Below are 12,942 nucleotides of genomic sequence, written 5' to 3'. Positions count from 1 at the left end.
CCAGAAACCGCGGTTTCCGGGAAGCAGTCGGGGCCGGCAGGGGTTTGCCCGGGCGTGCCCACGCCCGACGTGCCCCTGCAGAAGCTCGGCTTCCTCACCATCGGCGTCTTCGACGGCGCCGACCCCCGCCCGGGGATGGAGGCGCTGCTGACCCAGATCCAGCTGGGCGAGGAGCTCGGCTTCGACTCGGCGTGGCTGCGGCACCGGCACCTGCAGTTCGGCGTCTCGAGCCCGGTCGCGATCATGGCCGCTGCCTCGCAGCGCACCTCGCGCATCGAGCTGGGGACGGCGGTGACCCCGCTGGCGTGGGAGAACCCGCTGCGGCTGGCCGAGGACCTGGCCACGGTCGACCTGCTGTCCGGCGGGCGCATCAACCCGGGCGTGAGCACCAGCCAGCCGATGCGCTGGGACGACGTCAAGGACGCGCTTTACCCGGACACCCAGGACGTCGAGGACTTCAGCTACGAGCGGGTCAGCCGGTTCCTGGCCATGGTCGGCGGGGAGCCGGTGACCACCGCGACCACGCAGGGCATCGAGGTGTACTCCGACAGGATCCAGCCGCACTCCCCGGGCCTGCGCGACCGGGTCTGGTACGGCGCGGGCAGCCACCGCTCGGCGGCGTGGGCGGCGTCCCAGCGGCTGAACCTGCTCACCTCCAGCGTGCTCACCGGCGCCACCGACGGCGACTTCGCCGGCACCCAGGGCGCCCAGATCGCCGCCTACCGGGAGGCGTTCCCCGAGGGCCGGGTCTCCCAGGGCCTCGTCGTCATCCCCACCGACTCGGCCACCCCCGCGCAGCGGGAGAAGTACGAGGCCTACGCCGCAGCCCGGCTGCCCCGCACCCGCGAGCCGCAGGGGCCGGGCAAGCTGCTCTTCGCCCCGGACGTCGTCGGGACGTCCGAGCAGATCGCCGAGCAGCTGTACGCACACGCCGGGTTCCAGCAGGTCACCGAGGTCGCCTTCGCGCTCCCGTTCAGCTTCGACCACGAGGACTACGTGCAGATCCTCACCGACACGGCCCAGGAGCTCGGCCCGGCGCTGGGCTGGTCGCCCGCGGCCTGAGGGTCAGCCCAGCAGTGTCCGGAGGACGGCGGCGAACGCCTCGACGTCCCCGCCCTGCTCGGGCACGAAGCCACCGTGCCCGCCGGGGAAGACGTCCAGCGGCAGCCCGAGCTCGGCGGCGACCGCGCGCGAGGTCCGGCCGGTGAGCTCGGCGTCCCCGGACCACGCGCCCACCCCGATGCGCACCCGGCCGGCGGGGAGCGGTGGCACCCGGTAGGTGCAGATGCTCTGGATGCCGAGCACCATCCGGGTCATCGAGCGCTGGTCGTCCTCCGACGGCATCGGCGGCGGGGGCGCGTCGGCCGGGGGCTCGGGCATGGAGAACCCGGCGACGACGCCGAACGCGCCCATCGCCGGGAAGAGACCCTGCTCCCGGTAGGTGGCCGCGACCCCGGCCAGCTGCTCCCGCGCGTGCGCGGCGTCGGGGAGGTACTCCGTCAGCGGCGGCTCGTGCGCGACCACGGTGCGCACCCGGTCGGGGTGGGCTGCGGCCAGGGCCATCGCGGTGATCGCGCCGCCGCTGGACCCGAACACGTCCACCGGGCCGTCGCCGACGGCGGCGACCACCCGGGAGAGGTCCTCGGCCAGCACGTCGGCGTCCGGCGGCTCGGTCGGGTCGGTCATCGGGCTGGCGCCGGTGCCGCGCGGGTCGTGCAGGACGACGGTGCGGTCGGGGAACTGCGCGGCCAGCGCACGGAACCCGTCGCCGGTCATCGGGTGCCCGATCAGCACCAGCACGGGGCCCGAGCCCAGCACCTCGTAGGAGAGCGTCGCGCCGGGGGCGTCCAGGGTCTGCGTCATGCCCGGGGAGACTGCCGCACCGGGCCGGACTCATCGGGCATGGATGAGAGAGTCTGCCGACCTGATGCAGCCCGCTCAGTCCGGGTAAATCTCGGTGCGCAGTCCCTGCGAGGGGACAGATCCTCAGACTTTTAGGCTTTTGGTGGCGGAGACCCCGCGGTGGGGCCGAGAAGAACGAGTAGATCAGGCGTTAGTGAATTGTCGAAGAATGGGTGACCTGAGTCGAATGACTTCAGGGCAACACCGCGCTTTCGATCGATCCGATCCGCATATGCTAGTTCGGGCTGATTGCACCTCGGGCACTTTCGCATCACTACAAATGGTAACAGATCGATGAGGCCATCGGGCGTTTGTATATAAAAGCAGTCGTCAGGAGTAGCGGATTCTGAATCGACATAGCAACGATGCCAATCCGGATGGGCGCCCATAGCTCGCGCTGCGGACAACTCGAACCGCCCTGTCTGACGGATCAACCGGACCCCTTCCACCATAAGCCAGTCATGCGCGGCAAGCGGCTGGGCACGCTCAAGGGCACGAAGCAGAGCCGGCAAGATGGTTGCTGTCCGGTCAGCGGCCTCAGGCTGCGAGCGCGGACTCGCACCATGAGCCCAGGCATTTCGTTCTTCCGTGATTAGCTTTAGATCGTCAAGGACGGCCGTGCTGCCCTTGGTTCTTCCGAGGGTCGCGGCGAGGCCGGGAAAGCCTCCGTCTTCAGCCAATGGACGTTCGACCGACTGAGCAGCCTGAAGCCAAGCCCCTTGCGCGACTCCCTTGCTGAACGCAGCGAGGAGGGTGTCGATACCTGGAATCTGGCGACCGCAGGAAACGGCCCAGGCGACCGCCGAGATGCCTATCACGATGCTCAACATCTCTCCCGCCCGAAGGGTGGCTTCATAGGTGTCCCTCGGGGTGTTCGCCTGCTGGAGGCGTCGTACGGCTCTCGCGACGGGATACGGCAGGCCTTCTGCTGCGCGAGCCAGCACCGCGTCCGTCCGCAGGTCCGGAAGTACCTCTGATTCCGCCTTCTGAGACGTCACGGGAGGCTGCGGTTGGCTCGCGCGGGGTCGAGATTTGGCGGCTGGTGCGCCAGGCGTCCCCGCATGCTGCCTTTCGGGCTGTGGGGGAACGGCCTCGGCTGCAGGCGGGACGTTCTGATGTTCCCCGCCTCTGGCTCGACTCTTGCGGGCCAAGAGCCGACGGCGGATGCGTACCCGGATGTATGCGGGCAGAACGCCAAACACCGCCGTGAAGAAGATGGCTGCCAACGTGGCATCCAGCCACCGGGGTAGATCGCTGGTACGAACACTGTCGGGTGAGGGGAACCCTATGGCCAGGATGCTTATCAAGAACCAAAAACCTGTCCACCATACAAGCCAGTCGCGGTGTGGGGGGCTATCGAACAACCCGAGGATGGCGCCCATGTGCTTGCGGTGGGGCACTCGATCTGGATCGAGTGAGAACGGCATGGATGCAGTATGGGACCTCACACAAGGTCCCGTGCTCTTGCTCTCTGAGCGTGGCGACTCGGCGTGAGCCTCCGGCAGGGTGGGGCTGCGGGTCCACCCTCAATGGAGTTGCAGTATGGGCGGGTGAAGCGCAGCGCCGGGATCCTGCTCTACCGCCGCACCCCCGAGCTCCAGGTGCTGCTGGGCCACATGGGCGGGCCGTTCTGGGCGCGGAAGGACGAGCACGCCTGGTCGATCCCCAAGGGCGAGCACACCGAGGAGGAGGACCCGCTGGCCGCGGCCCGCCGGGAGTTCGCCGAGGAGATCGGCTCACCCGCGCCGGAGGCCGTCGTCCCGCTCGGGGTGGTGCGGGGCAGCAAGACGCTCACCGTCTGGGCCGCCGAGGGCGACCTGGACGCCGAGGCCACGGTAAGCAACACGTTCTCCCTGGAGTGGCCGCCCCGGTCGGGCAACGTGCAGGAGTTCCCCGAGATCGACCGCACCGCCTGGCTGGACCTCGAGACTGCCGCCATCAAGCTCGTCAAGGGCCAGCTGCCCTTCCTCGACCGGCTCGCCGAGCTGCTGGGCCGATGAGTCCGGCGCCCGGGGCGAGTCGGTGGGACATGACGTTCACCGAGCTGTTCGCCCTGGTCGACACCCACGTCGCGGAGGGCCGGTTCCCCGGTGCGGTCGCCGCCGTCCGGCACGCCGGGACGACCCACGTGCACGCCACCGGGGTGCAGCACCTGGGGTCGGCGATCCCGATGACGCCCGACACCCCGTTCCGGATCGCCTCCCTGACCAAGCCGTTCGGCGGGGTGCTGGCGCAGTCGCTGATCGCCGACGGCACGCTCGACCCGGCCGCCGACGTGACCCGCTGGCTGCCCGAGCTCGCCGACCTGCACGTGCTGGTGCACCCCACCGCCGCGCTCGACGTCCGGGTGCCGGCCCGCGGCCCGGTGACGGTCGCCGACCTGCTGCAGATGACGGCCGGGTTCGGCCTGCGGATGGACGCCTCCCCACTGGCGCACGCCATGTGGGAGCAGCAGGTCGCCCCCGGCCCGTTGCCGCCGGCGCTGGACCCGGACACCTGGCTCACCCGGCTCGGCGCGCTGCCCCTGGCCGACCAGCCGGGGGAGGGGTGGCAGTACCACTCCGGCAGCGACGCGCTGGGCGTGCTGCTCGCCCGGGTGACCGGCCGCAGCGTCGCGGAACTGTTGGCCGAGCGGGTCACCGGGCCCCTGGGCCTCACCGACACCCGCTTCTGGACGGCGGATCCGCTCCCGACCGCCTACGCCCCCGGGGAGGACGGGCTCGAGGTGCTCGACCCACCCGACGGCGTCTGGTCCCGCCCGCCCGTCTTCGAGTCCCTCGGCGGCGGGCTGCTCAGCACCGCCGCCGACGTCGCCGGCCTGCTGGGTGCGATCGCCGACGACGCCCTGCTCGGGGTGGCCGCGGCCGATGTGCTCCGCGACCCGCTGACCGACCGCCAGCGCGCCTCGGCGCAGACCTTCCTCGGCCCGGGCCGCACCTGGGCCGCCGGCAACCTGGAGCTGACGCTGGAGGTCAGCGACCCCTGGACCACGCCGGGCCGGTTCGGCTGGACCGGCGGCACCGGCACCACCGGCTACGGCGACCCCACCCTCGACCTGGTCGCCGTGCTGCTCACCCAGCGGATGATGACCGGCCCGCACGACGGCCCCGAGGAGTTCTGGCAGGCCGCGCACGACGCGGTCAGCCGCTGAGCCTGCTCCTCCGCCACTCGAGGTCGGCGCGTTCGGCGGCGTTCGACGTCCGGTCCAGCGCGGCTGCGTAGGCGGCTGCCGCCTCGGCCGGGCGGTCCAGCCGGCGCAGCAGGTCCGCGCGGACGGCGTGGAAGACCGGGGAGCGGTCCAGCCCGATCCGGTCCACCAGCGCCAGGCCGACCGACGGCCCGTCCAGCTCGGCGACGGCGACCGCCCGGTTCAGCGCCACGACCGGCGTCGCCGGCAGCTGGTCGTACAGCGCGACCACCTGCGCCCAGTCGGTGTCGGCCCAGGTCGGTGCATCGGCGTGCACCGCCGCGATCGCCGCCTGCACCTGGAACGGCCCCGGACGGCCGGTCCGCAGGCACGTCCGCACCAGCTCCTGGCCCTCCTCGCGGTGCACCCGCGACCAGCGGGTGCGGTCCTGGGCGTCCAGCGGCACCAGCACGCCGTCCACCACCCGGGCCGGACGGCGCGACGCGGTGAGCAGCAGCAGCGCCAGCAGGCCCCGCGTCTCCGGCTCGTCGGGCAGCAGCTCGACCAGCAGCCGGGCCAGCCGGACGGCCTCCTCCAGCAGGTCGTCCCGGGTCGGCTCGTCACCGCCGGCGGGGGAGTGCGCCTCGGTGCCGACGAGGGCGACGACCGCCAGCACCGATCCCAGCCGGGCGGGCAGGTCGACGGCCTCGGGCACCCGGTAGGGGATCCGGGCGGCGGCGATCTTCTTCTTCGCCCGGGTGATCCGGGCCGCCATCGTCGCCTCGGGCACCAGGAACGCCCGGGCGATCGCCGCGGTCGACAGCCCGGCGACCATCCGCAGGGTCAGCGCCACCCGTGCCTCCGGGGCCAGCGCCGGGTGGCAGCAGGTGAACAGCAGCCGGAACTGGTCGTCGCGCACCGCGCCCACGTCCACCAGCTCCGGTTGCGCCTGCAGCAGCGCCAGCTGAGCGGTCTTCGCCGTCCCCACGGCGTCTCGGCGGAGCCGGTCGATCGCCCTGTTCCGGGCCGTCGTGACCACCCACCCGGCCGGGGACGGCGGCACCCCGCGGGTCGGCCAGGTCGCCGCGGCCACCGCGAAGGCCTCCGCGACCGCCTCCTCGGCGAGGTCCAGGGAACCCAGCTGCCGGGTGAGCACCGCGACCGCCCGGCCGTGCTCGGCGCGGAAGACCTCCTCCAGTGCGCTCACCAGGCGAAGGGCCGGACCTCGATCGGCAGCCCGATCGCGGCCACCGTGCGCCGTCCCCAGTCCAGCGCGGCGTCCAGGTCGGGTGCCTCGATCACGGTGAACCCGCCGAGGTACTCCTTGCCCTCGGCGAACGGCCCGTCCACCAGCAGGACGTCGTCCCCGTCCGGGCGCAGCACGGTCGCCGTCGACGGCGCCTCCAGCCCGCCGGCGAACACCCACGCACCGGCCTCCTTCATGTCGGTCTGCAGCGCGGCGACCCGGGCCATGATCGGCGCGAGCTGCTCGGGGGTGGGCACCTGGTGCTCGTCGGTGCCGGCGCTGGGGGTGACGACGCTGAGCAGGTACTGGGTCATGCGGACCTCCGGGGACGTGGTCGGCCGTGCTGCCGACACCCTCCACACGAACGGCGCCCCCGTCCATCGACACCCCCACCCCGACGAGAAGCGCCCTTCTCGTCAGGACGGCTGACGAGAAGGGCGCTTGTCGTCGGGGGCGGGGTCAGGGGCGGCCGGCGTGGGGGACGGCGACGGTGGTCGTCAGCAGCACGGCCTCGCGGACCGGGCGGCGGGCGTGCTCCAGGAAGTCCGGGGCGCAGCACAGCAGCAGGGTGCGGCCGTCGTCCCCGCCGAGGGCGCAGGCGAAGACACCGAGGCCCTCGGGGGCCCGCACCTCGTCGACGACCTCCCCGCCCGGGGCGATCCGGACGGCGCGACCGCCCACCGCGTCGGCGGCCCACACGTGGCCCTCGGCGTCCCCGGTGCAGCCGTCGGGGGCGATCACCAGCTGACCGAGCACCTCCTCGGTCGTCGTGCCGGTCGGCTCGGGCCCGAACTGCGCCCACACCCGGCGGTTCGACAGTGCGCCGTCGGGGGCCAGGTCGAAGGCGGTGTACCGGTTGCCCAGGGTCTCCCCGACGAGCAGCGTGCCGCCGTCGGCGGTGATCACCATGCCGTTGGGGAAGAGCAGGTCCTCGGCGACGACGGTGATGGTGCCGTCCGGGTCGACCCGCTTGAGGCTGGCCGGGCCGGGGGCGCCACCGGCCATCAGGTCGAAGCCGAAGTCGCCGACGAACACGTGCCCGGCGGCATCCACGACCAGGTCGTTGAGCAGCCCTCCGCAGTACGGCGCGAGCGCGGCGTAGGTGGCGAGCTCGCTGCCGTCCCAGCGCAGCAGCCGCTGGTCGGTCATCGACACCAGCACCAGCGACCCGTCGGGCAGCCGGCCCGAGCCCGAGGGCTGGGTGGGCACCTCGAGGACGACGGTCTCCTCCCCGGCGGTGGACACCTGGAGGACCTGGCCGCGGTAGAAGTCCGACACCCACCAGTGCCCCTGGTGCCAGCGCGGGCCCTCGAAGAACGAACCACCGGTGAGCAGGGTCGTGAGCGTCATGGGGCCGACCTTAGGGTCGGGGGTGTGATGCGCGCCTCAGAGACCTGGCAGCCCGACGTCCGCGCGGTGATGGACGCCAGCCCGTTCCTGGGCCGGGCTGCGGTGGACATGACCGACCCGGAGTTCATCGCCGCCGCCCGGGCCCGCGGGCCGCTGCCGGAGTCGGTCGAGGGCGTGGAGATCACCGAGACGACGCTGCCCGGGGAGGACGGTCACGCCGTCCCGGTGCGGGTCTACCGGCCCACGACGCCGGCCCCCGGCCGCCCGGCCTACGTGCTGTTCCACGGCGGCGGCTGGTCGTTCGGGTCGCTGGACACCGAGCACCCGCGCTGCGTGGAGCTGACCCGCCGCTGCGGCGCGGTCGGGGTGAGCGTGGACTTCCGGATGGCACCGGACGTGCCGGCCGAGACGATGCTGGCCGACTGCTGGGCGGCGGTGCGCTGGACCGCCGAGCGGGACGACGTCGACGCGGCCCGGGTGGTGGTCACCGGCAGCAGCGCGGGCGGGGCGCTCGCGCTGTCCATGGCCCAGATCGCCCGGGACCGGGGCGCGGTGCCCCCGGCGCTGCAGCTGGCGTTCTACCCCAACACCGACGACCGGGTGCACCCCTCGCGGTTGTCGCCGGCGTTCCCCGTGATCGACGGCCAGCAGGTCGCCCAGGTGGTCGCCAACGTCCGGCAGGGCCGGGCGGACACCCCCGCGTACGTCTTCCCGAACCGGACCACCGACCTCAGCGGGCTGGCCCCGGCGTTCCTGCTGGTGGCCGGCAACGACCCGTTGCGTGACGAGGCGCTGGCCTACGCCCGGCGACTGGTGGCCGCCGACGTGCCGGTCGAGCTGCACCTGCTGCCGGGCATCCCGCACGCCTTCGACGGGATCGCGCCGGAGTCGCAGTCCACGCGCACGGCCTACGACCTGATGTGCGCGGCGTTCGACCGGGCCGTCAGGCCGCGGTGAGCGTCCACACGAAGGACTCGAGCAGCGTGGGCTCGTTGCAGGTGCCGTCCACCAGCAGGTACGTGCCGGTCGGGTCCAGGGTGGGCGAGCGGGTGCCGCCCTCGGCGCACAGCTGGGTGGCCGGCGTCGTCTCCCCGGTGGCCAGGTCGACCGCCCGCACCGTCACCCCGAGGTCGATGTCGGTGACCCCGGCCAGGTAGGCGTAGTCCCCGGTCGGACCGAGCACCATGCCGGTCACCCCGCCGGGACCCTCGGCGACGGTGGCCACGGTCTCGGCTGCGGTCGCCCCGGTCGGCACCCGCACCAGCTCGACCGCCGACCCGGTGGTGGTGACGTAGGCGGTGCCGTCGGGGCCGATGCCGAGGAACCCGCCGAACTCCTCGAGCCGGGGCAGCTCGACCGGTGCGCCGACCGGGGACAGTGCGGCGTCGTAGCGCAGCAGCTGGGAGGCCCCGGCGACGGTCACCGCGACGGTCACCCCGCCGTCGGGGCCGATCGCCACGTCGTCCACCCGCACCGGGTCGGGCTGCCCCGGCACGATCGCCGCCGGGTCGGTCAGCGGGACGGCGAGGGAGGCGACCTGGGCGCCGGTGGTGGTGTCGAGCAGGGTGAGCTGCAGGGCCCCGGTGGACTGCGGGAAGCCCTGGCTGCTGTCCCGCGGGGCGAGTGCCAGCGCGGCCCGGCTCGCGTCGGCGCTGAAGCCGACGTCGGAGGACGACAGGCCCTCGGTGGGCGCCGGCCCGGTGATCGGCAGCGCCTGCTCGGTGCCGTCGGGGGCCACCCGGACCACCGAGGGCACCGGGTTGTCCGAGCCCGGGGCCGCCAGTCCGAGCAGCACCGCGGTGTCGTCGGGGGCCACGGCCAGCGCGCTGAGCGTGCCGTACTCCCCGAGCGAGACCAGGGGCGGTGCCCCGGCGAGGTCGGGGCCCCGGGACAAGGACGCCGACGCGCCGGTCTGCCGGCCGACCAGCACCGGGGTGCCCGTGCTGTCCACCGCGGCGAGCTGGACGGCGAGGGTGCCCCCGGTCTCGGCGAACCCCAGGTCGGTCGAGGCGTCCAGGGTCAGCAGCGCGTCCGCCGGGGGCGGCCCGGACGCCGCGTCGTCGTCCCCACCGCCGCCGCAGGCGGTCAGGGTGAGCAGGCAGACCAGGACCGCGAGACGGGAGCGCACCGGTGCATGCTCGCAGCGTGACCCAGACCGTGCGACTCGCCTACGGCCGGACCGGACTGACCGTGGAGGTCCCCGACGACGCCGTCGTGGTCACCCCGGTGCACCACGACGCCGCTCCCGACGTGGCCGCCGAGCTGCGCCGGGCACTGCGCGCACCGGTCGCCGGGCCGCCGCTGCGCGAGCGCGTGCGGCCCGGGCAGACGGTGGCGATCTCGGCCTGCGACGTCACCCGGGCCCAGCCGCGGCACCTGATGGTCCCGGCCGTGCTCGACGAACTGGCCGGCATCGTCGACGACGCCGACGTGGTCGTGCTGGTCGCCACCGGCACCCACCGCGCGTCGACCCCGGCCGAGCTGGAGGCGATGTTCGGCCGGGCGGTGCTCGACCGGGTGCGGGTGGTCGACCACGACGCCCGGGCCACCGGCACGCACACCGACGTCGGCACCCACGGGGACGGCGTCCCGGTGACGCTGAACTCGCTGTGGGTCGAGGCCGACGTGCGGATCACCACCGGGTTCGTCGAGCCGCACTTCTTCGCCGGGTTCTCCGGCGGCCCGAAGATGGTCGCCCCCGGGCTGGCCGGCCTGGACACCGTGCTCGTGCTGCACGACGCGGCCCGGATCGGCAGCGACCGGGCCACCTGGGGCGTGGTGGAGGGCAACCCGGTGCACGACGACGTCCGGGCGATCGCCGCGGCCACCGGCACCACGTTCGGCTTCGACGTCATCCTCAACGCCGACCAGCAGGTGATCGCGGCCTTCGGCGGGGACCTGCTGGCCATGCACGCCGCGGCGGTCGAGCGGGCCCGGGACGTGGCGATGGCCCCGGTGGACGCGCCGTTCGACGTCGTCGTCACGACCGGGTCGGGCTTCCCGCTGGACCAGAACCTCTACCAGGCCGTCAAGGGCATGTCCGCCGCGGCGCAGGTGTGCCGGCCGGGTGGGCTGATCGTCTGTGCGGCGGCCTGCGAGGACGGCTTCCCCGACCACGGCTCGTACCGGGAGGTGCTGACCAGCGCCGGCAGTCCGGAGGAGCTGCTGGCGATGATCGCCGCGCGGCCGGAGACGGTGCCCGACCAGTGGCAGGTGCAGGTGCAGGCCCGGATCCAGGCCGCGCACCGGGTCGCGGTGCACACCGACGGGCTGAGTGCGGCCGATCTCGCCGAGGCCCACCTCGGGCACGCCCCGGACATCGCCGCGGCGATCGAGGCGGAGTCGGCGCGGTTGGGCCGGCCGGCCACGGTGTGCGTGCTGCCCGAGGGTCCGCAGACCATCCCCTACGTCAGGAGCTGACCGCCGCGGCCAGCTTCGGCAGGGTGCCGGCGATGCCCTCCCGGCTCCGTGCCGGGAAGCCCAGCCGGTCGAGCACCCAGAACACCGGCGCCGGGTAGCGGGTCGCGTCCCAGGTCTCGGTGACCCGGGTGCCGCCCTCGACCGGCGCCAGCTCGTAGCGCCAGCGGTGCAGACCGACGTGCCGCCAGGCGATCAGCCGGTCCGCCTCGAACTCGACCACCCGGTTGGTCACCCGGTAGCCCGCACCCATCCGCATGCCCATCCCGAAGCGGGCGCCCAGCGACAGCCGGTCGGGCCCCGACGTCACCTCCTGCACGGTGCCCGAGCCGTCGATCTCGGCGTGCCGGCGCGGGTCGGCCAGCAGGTCGAAGACCACCGACGGGGGAGCGGGGACGACGGCGGTGCCGGAGACGGAACGGGGGGCCATGCCACCGACGCTACGAGCCCGCAGGTCGTTGGTGTGTGCACCTGCGCCACCGCGGGCAGGGACCAGCGGTTCAGACATCGATCGAGGAGGTCCTCATGGGGCTGTTCAGCGGACTGCTCAAGGGCAAGGCGGCCCAGAAGGCCATCCAGATGGCGCAGAAGCCGGAGAACCAGGCCAAGGTCAAGAAGTTCGTGGCCGACCGCCGGAACAAGGGCGGCGGCCGGGTCTGACCCGACGCGCGTGACCGACGGCCGTCGTCCCCTCCCGGGGGCGGCGGCCGTCGGCCGTGTGCGGGAGGGTGGGGGCATGACCGTCACCCCCCGCGAACTCGAGTCCGAGGTCACCCTGGTGACCGCAGCCAACCGCATCGACTTCCTGTCCCGGCGGGACGCCGGCGTCGTGGAGAGCACCGCCCCGGCCGACGCCGACGACTTCCTGGCCGACCTGCGCAACACCGGCACCACGCTGGACCGGCACGAGGCCCTGGAGCTGCTCGCCCTGGGCGAGGTCGTGTTCCGCAAGGCGCACGACAGCCGGCACCTGGGCATGCACGCGGCACTCCGCGAGGGCGCCACCTGGGCCGACGTGGCCACCGCGCTGGACGGCGACGCCGGGCAGGCCTGGGACGCCCACCAGCGCTGGATCGCCGACCAGACCGCGCTGCACCTGCGCTCGGGCACCGGTGGCCTGGACGACGGCGCGGCCGCCACCGCCCGGACGTTGGCCGGGCCCCGCCCGTGACCGCCCCGGGCGCCCCGACCGAGGTGCTGGCCTGGTGGGCGGCGGGGGAGGAGCACCTGGCCACCGCGCTGGGCCGGCTCACCGACGAGGAGCTGGACACCCCGTCGCTGTTGCCCGGCTGGACCCGGCACCGGCTGCTGGCCCACGTGGCCCGCAACGCCGACGCCCTGGTCAACCTGCTGACCTGGGCCCGCACCGGGGTGGAGACCCCGATGTACGCCTCCGCCGACGCCCGGGCGGCCGGCATCGACAGCGCCGCCGCCCTGTCCCCGGCCGACCTCCGCAGCGAGGTGCTCGGTTCGGTGGTCCGGCTGGCCGCCGCCGTCGACGCCCTCCCGGACGACGCCTGGTCCGCGCAGGTGCGCACCGCCCAGGGCCGAGCCGTGCCGGCGACGGAGGTGCCGTGGATGCGCTGCCGCGAGGTGTGGGTGCACGCGGTCGACCTCGACGCCGGCGTCGGCTTCGACGAGGTGCCCGACGAGCTCGCCGCCGCACTGGTGGACGACGTGTTCCGGATGTGGGACCGCCGCGACGAGGTGCCCGACGTCGTCCTGTTCGCCGGGGACCGCACCTGGGGCACCGGAGCGCTGGCCGTCTCCGGCGAGCTGCCCGCCGTCCTGGCCTGGGCGACCGGCCGCTCCGACGGCGCCGACCTCACCGCCGACGGGCCCCTCCCGGTCCTGCCCGCCTGGCTCTAGGCCGCGCCGCCCGGGAATGCCACCGGGGGAG

Annotated in this window: 14 protein-coding genes; 8 read left to right on the top strand and 6 right to left on the bottom strand. The window is 73.9% G+C overall.

Translation table 11 applies throughout. From position 1 onward, the window contains the following. Nucleotides 1–54 precede the first annotated feature (54 nt). Nucleotides 55–1,062: an LLM class flavin-dependent oxidoreductase gene (locus ASG36_RS18315; RefSeq protein WP_055767284.1), complete on the top strand. Its 1,008-nt coding sequence runs from the start codon at nt 55–57 to the stop codon at nt 1,060–1,062. A gap of 3 nt (nt 1,063–1,065) precedes the next feature. On the opposite strand, the gene ASG36_RS18310 is transcribed toward ASG36_RS18315, so the two are convergent. After that, nucleotides 1,066–1,863, bottom strand: coding sequence for an alpha/beta fold hydrolase (locus ASG36_RS18310; protein WP_055767281.1), 798 nt, complete (start codon nt 1,861–1,863; stop codon nt 1,066–1,068). Between the two features lie 1,589 nt (nt 1,864–3,452). Between ASG36_RS18310 and ASG36_RS18305 the strand changes: the two genes are divergently transcribed. Then, nucleotides 3,453–3,902: an NUDIX domain-containing protein gene (locus tag ASG36_RS18305; RefSeq protein WP_235495233.1), complete on the top strand. Its 450-nt coding sequence runs from the start codon at nt 3,453–3,455 to the stop codon at nt 3,900–3,902. A 29-nt stretch (nt 3,903–3,931) separates the two neighbouring features. Continuing rightward, the gene (locus ASG36_RS18300; RefSeq protein WP_055767275.1) at nt 3,932–5,053 is read left to right on the top strand and encodes a serine hydrolase; all 1,122 of its coding nucleotides are present in this window, start codon (nt 3,932–3,934) and stop codon (nt 5,051–5,053) included. On the opposite strand, the gene ASG36_RS18295 is transcribed toward ASG36_RS18300, so the two are convergent. From ASG36_RS18295 to ASG36_RS18285, 3 genes are all read right to left on the bottom strand, one after another. Continuing rightward, nucleotides 5,043–6,236, bottom strand: a complete 1,194-nt coding sequence (locus ASG36_RS18295; RefSeq protein ID WP_055767272.1) for an RNA polymerase sigma factor — start codon at nt 6,234–6,236, stop codon at nt 5,043–5,045. The two genes, ASG36_RS18300 and ASG36_RS18295, sit on opposite strands and share 11 nt — an antisense overlap. Next, nucleotides 6,233–6,589 carry a YciI family protein gene (locus tag ASG36_RS22770; protein ID WP_055767269.1) on the bottom strand — a complete coding sequence of 119 codons (357 nt, stop codon included), beginning with the start codon at nt 6,587–6,589 and terminating at the stop codon, nt 6,233–6,235. The genes ASG36_RS18295 and ASG36_RS22770 overlap by 4 nt, the downstream gene beginning before the upstream one ends. Nucleotides 6,590–6,734: 145 nt before the next feature. Then, nucleotides 6,735–7,625 carry an SMP-30/gluconolactonase/LRE family protein gene (locus tag ASG36_RS18285; RefSeq protein WP_055767266.1) on the bottom strand — a complete coding sequence of 297 codons (891 nt, stop codon included), beginning with the start codon at nt 7,623–7,625 and terminating at the stop codon, nt 6,735–6,737. A 27-nt stretch (nt 7,626–7,652) separates the two neighbouring features. Here ASG36_RS18285 and ASG36_RS18280 point away from each other — a divergent pair, with 27 nt between their 5' ends. After that, entirely contained in the window at nt 7,653–8,582 is a 930-nt protein-coding gene (locus ASG36_RS18280) for an alpha/beta hydrolase (protein WP_157498935.1), read from the top strand. Here ASG36_RS18280 and ASG36_RS18275 read toward each other — a convergent pair. Further along, nucleotides 8,569–9,753, bottom strand: coding sequence for a hypothetical protein (locus ASG36_RS18275; RefSeq protein WP_055767260.1), 1,185 nt, complete (start codon nt 9,751–9,753; stop codon nt 8,569–8,571). The genes ASG36_RS18280 and ASG36_RS18275 overlap by 14 nt on opposite strands. A gap of 17 nt (nt 9,754–9,770) precedes the next feature. Between ASG36_RS18275 and larA the strand changes: the two genes are divergently transcribed. Further along, the gene (gene larA / locus ASG36_RS18270; RefSeq protein ID WP_055767257.1) at nt 9,771–11,045 is read left to right on the top strand and encodes a nickel-dependent lactate racemase; all 1,275 of its coding nucleotides are present in this window, start codon (nt 9,771–9,773) and stop codon (nt 11,043–11,045) included. Here the strand turns inward: larA and ASG36_RS18265 are convergent. Further along, on the bottom strand, nt 11,035–11,472 hold the full coding sequence (locus ASG36_RS18265) for an SRPBCC family protein (RefSeq protein ID WP_055767255.1): 438 nt from the start codon (nt 11,470–11,472) through the stop codon (nt 11,035–11,037). The two genes, larA and ASG36_RS18265, sit on opposite strands and share 11 nt — an antisense overlap. 95 nt (nt 11,473–11,567) lie before the next feature. Here ASG36_RS18265 and ASG36_RS22930 point away from each other — a divergent pair, with 95 nt between their 5' ends. The 3 genes from ASG36_RS22930 (at nt 11,568) to ASG36_RS18255 (ending at nt 12,911) form a co-directional block, all read left to right on the top strand. Continuing rightward, a complete protein-coding gene (locus tag ASG36_RS22930; protein ID WP_162245209.1) occupies nt 11,568–11,702 on the top strand; it encodes a citrate/2-methylcitrate synthase in 135 nt (44 codons plus the stop codon). Nucleotides 11,703–11,778: 76 nt separating this feature from the next. Next, nucleotides 11,779–12,213 (top strand): hypothetical protein, encoded by a 435-nt coding sequence (locus ASG36_RS18260; RefSeq protein WP_055767253.1) that lies wholly within the window; start codon nt 11,779–11,781, stop codon nt 12,211–12,213. Further along, nucleotides 12,210–12,911, top strand: coding sequence for a maleylpyruvate isomerase family mycothiol-dependent enzyme (locus tag ASG36_RS18255; RefSeq protein WP_055767250.1), 702 nt, complete (start codon nt 12,210–12,212; stop codon nt 12,909–12,911). Before ASG36_RS18260 ends, ASG36_RS18255 begins: the two co-directional genes overlap by 4 nt. Nucleotides 12,912–12,942 lie beyond the last annotated feature (31 nt).

Source organism: Geodermatophilus sp. Leaf369 (assembly GCF_001424455.1).
GTDB lineage: Bacteria > Actinomycetota > Actinomycetes > Mycobacteriales > Geodermatophilaceae > Klenkia.
The sequence above is the reverse complement of the archived record's forward strand: the minus strand, read 5'-3'. Positions and strand labels throughout refer to the sequence as shown.

What these genes read in the sequence shown, in the direction of transcription:
- ASG36_RS18310 (WP_055767281.1), bottom strand. Translation starts at nt 1,863, where the DNA reads ATGACGCAGACCCTGGACGCCCCCGGCGCGACGCTCTCCTACGAGGTG.
- ASG36_RS18300 (WP_055767275.1), top strand. Translation starts at nt 3,932, where the DNA reads ATGACGTTCACCGAGCTGTTCGCCCTGGTCGACACCCACGTCGCGGAG.
- ASG36_RS22770 (WP_055767269.1), bottom strand. Translation starts at nt 6,589, where the DNA reads ATGACCCAGTACCTGCTCAGCGTCGTCACCCCCAGCGCCGGCACCGAC.
- ASG36_RS18285 (WP_055767266.1), bottom strand. Translation starts at nt 7,625, where the DNA reads ATGACGCTCACGACCCTGCTCACCGGTGGTTCGTTCTTCGAGGGCCCG.
- ASG36_RS18280 (WP_157498935.1), top strand. Translation starts at nt 7,653, where the DNA reads ATGCGCGCCTCAGAGACCTGGCAGCCCGACGTCCGCGCGGTGATGGAC.
- ASG36_RS18265 (WP_055767255.1), bottom strand. Translation starts at nt 11,472, where the DNA reads ATGGCCCCCCGTTCCGTCTCCGGCACCGCCGTCGTCCCCGCTCCCCCG.
- ASG36_RS22930 (WP_162245209.1), top strand. Translation starts at nt 11,568, where the DNA reads ATGGGGCTGTTCAGCGGACTGCTCAAGGGCAAGGCGGCCCAGAAGGCC.
- ASG36_RS18260 (WP_055767253.1), top strand. Translation starts at nt 11,779, where the DNA reads ATGACCGTCACCCCCCGCGAACTCGAGTCCGAGGTCACCCTGGTGACC.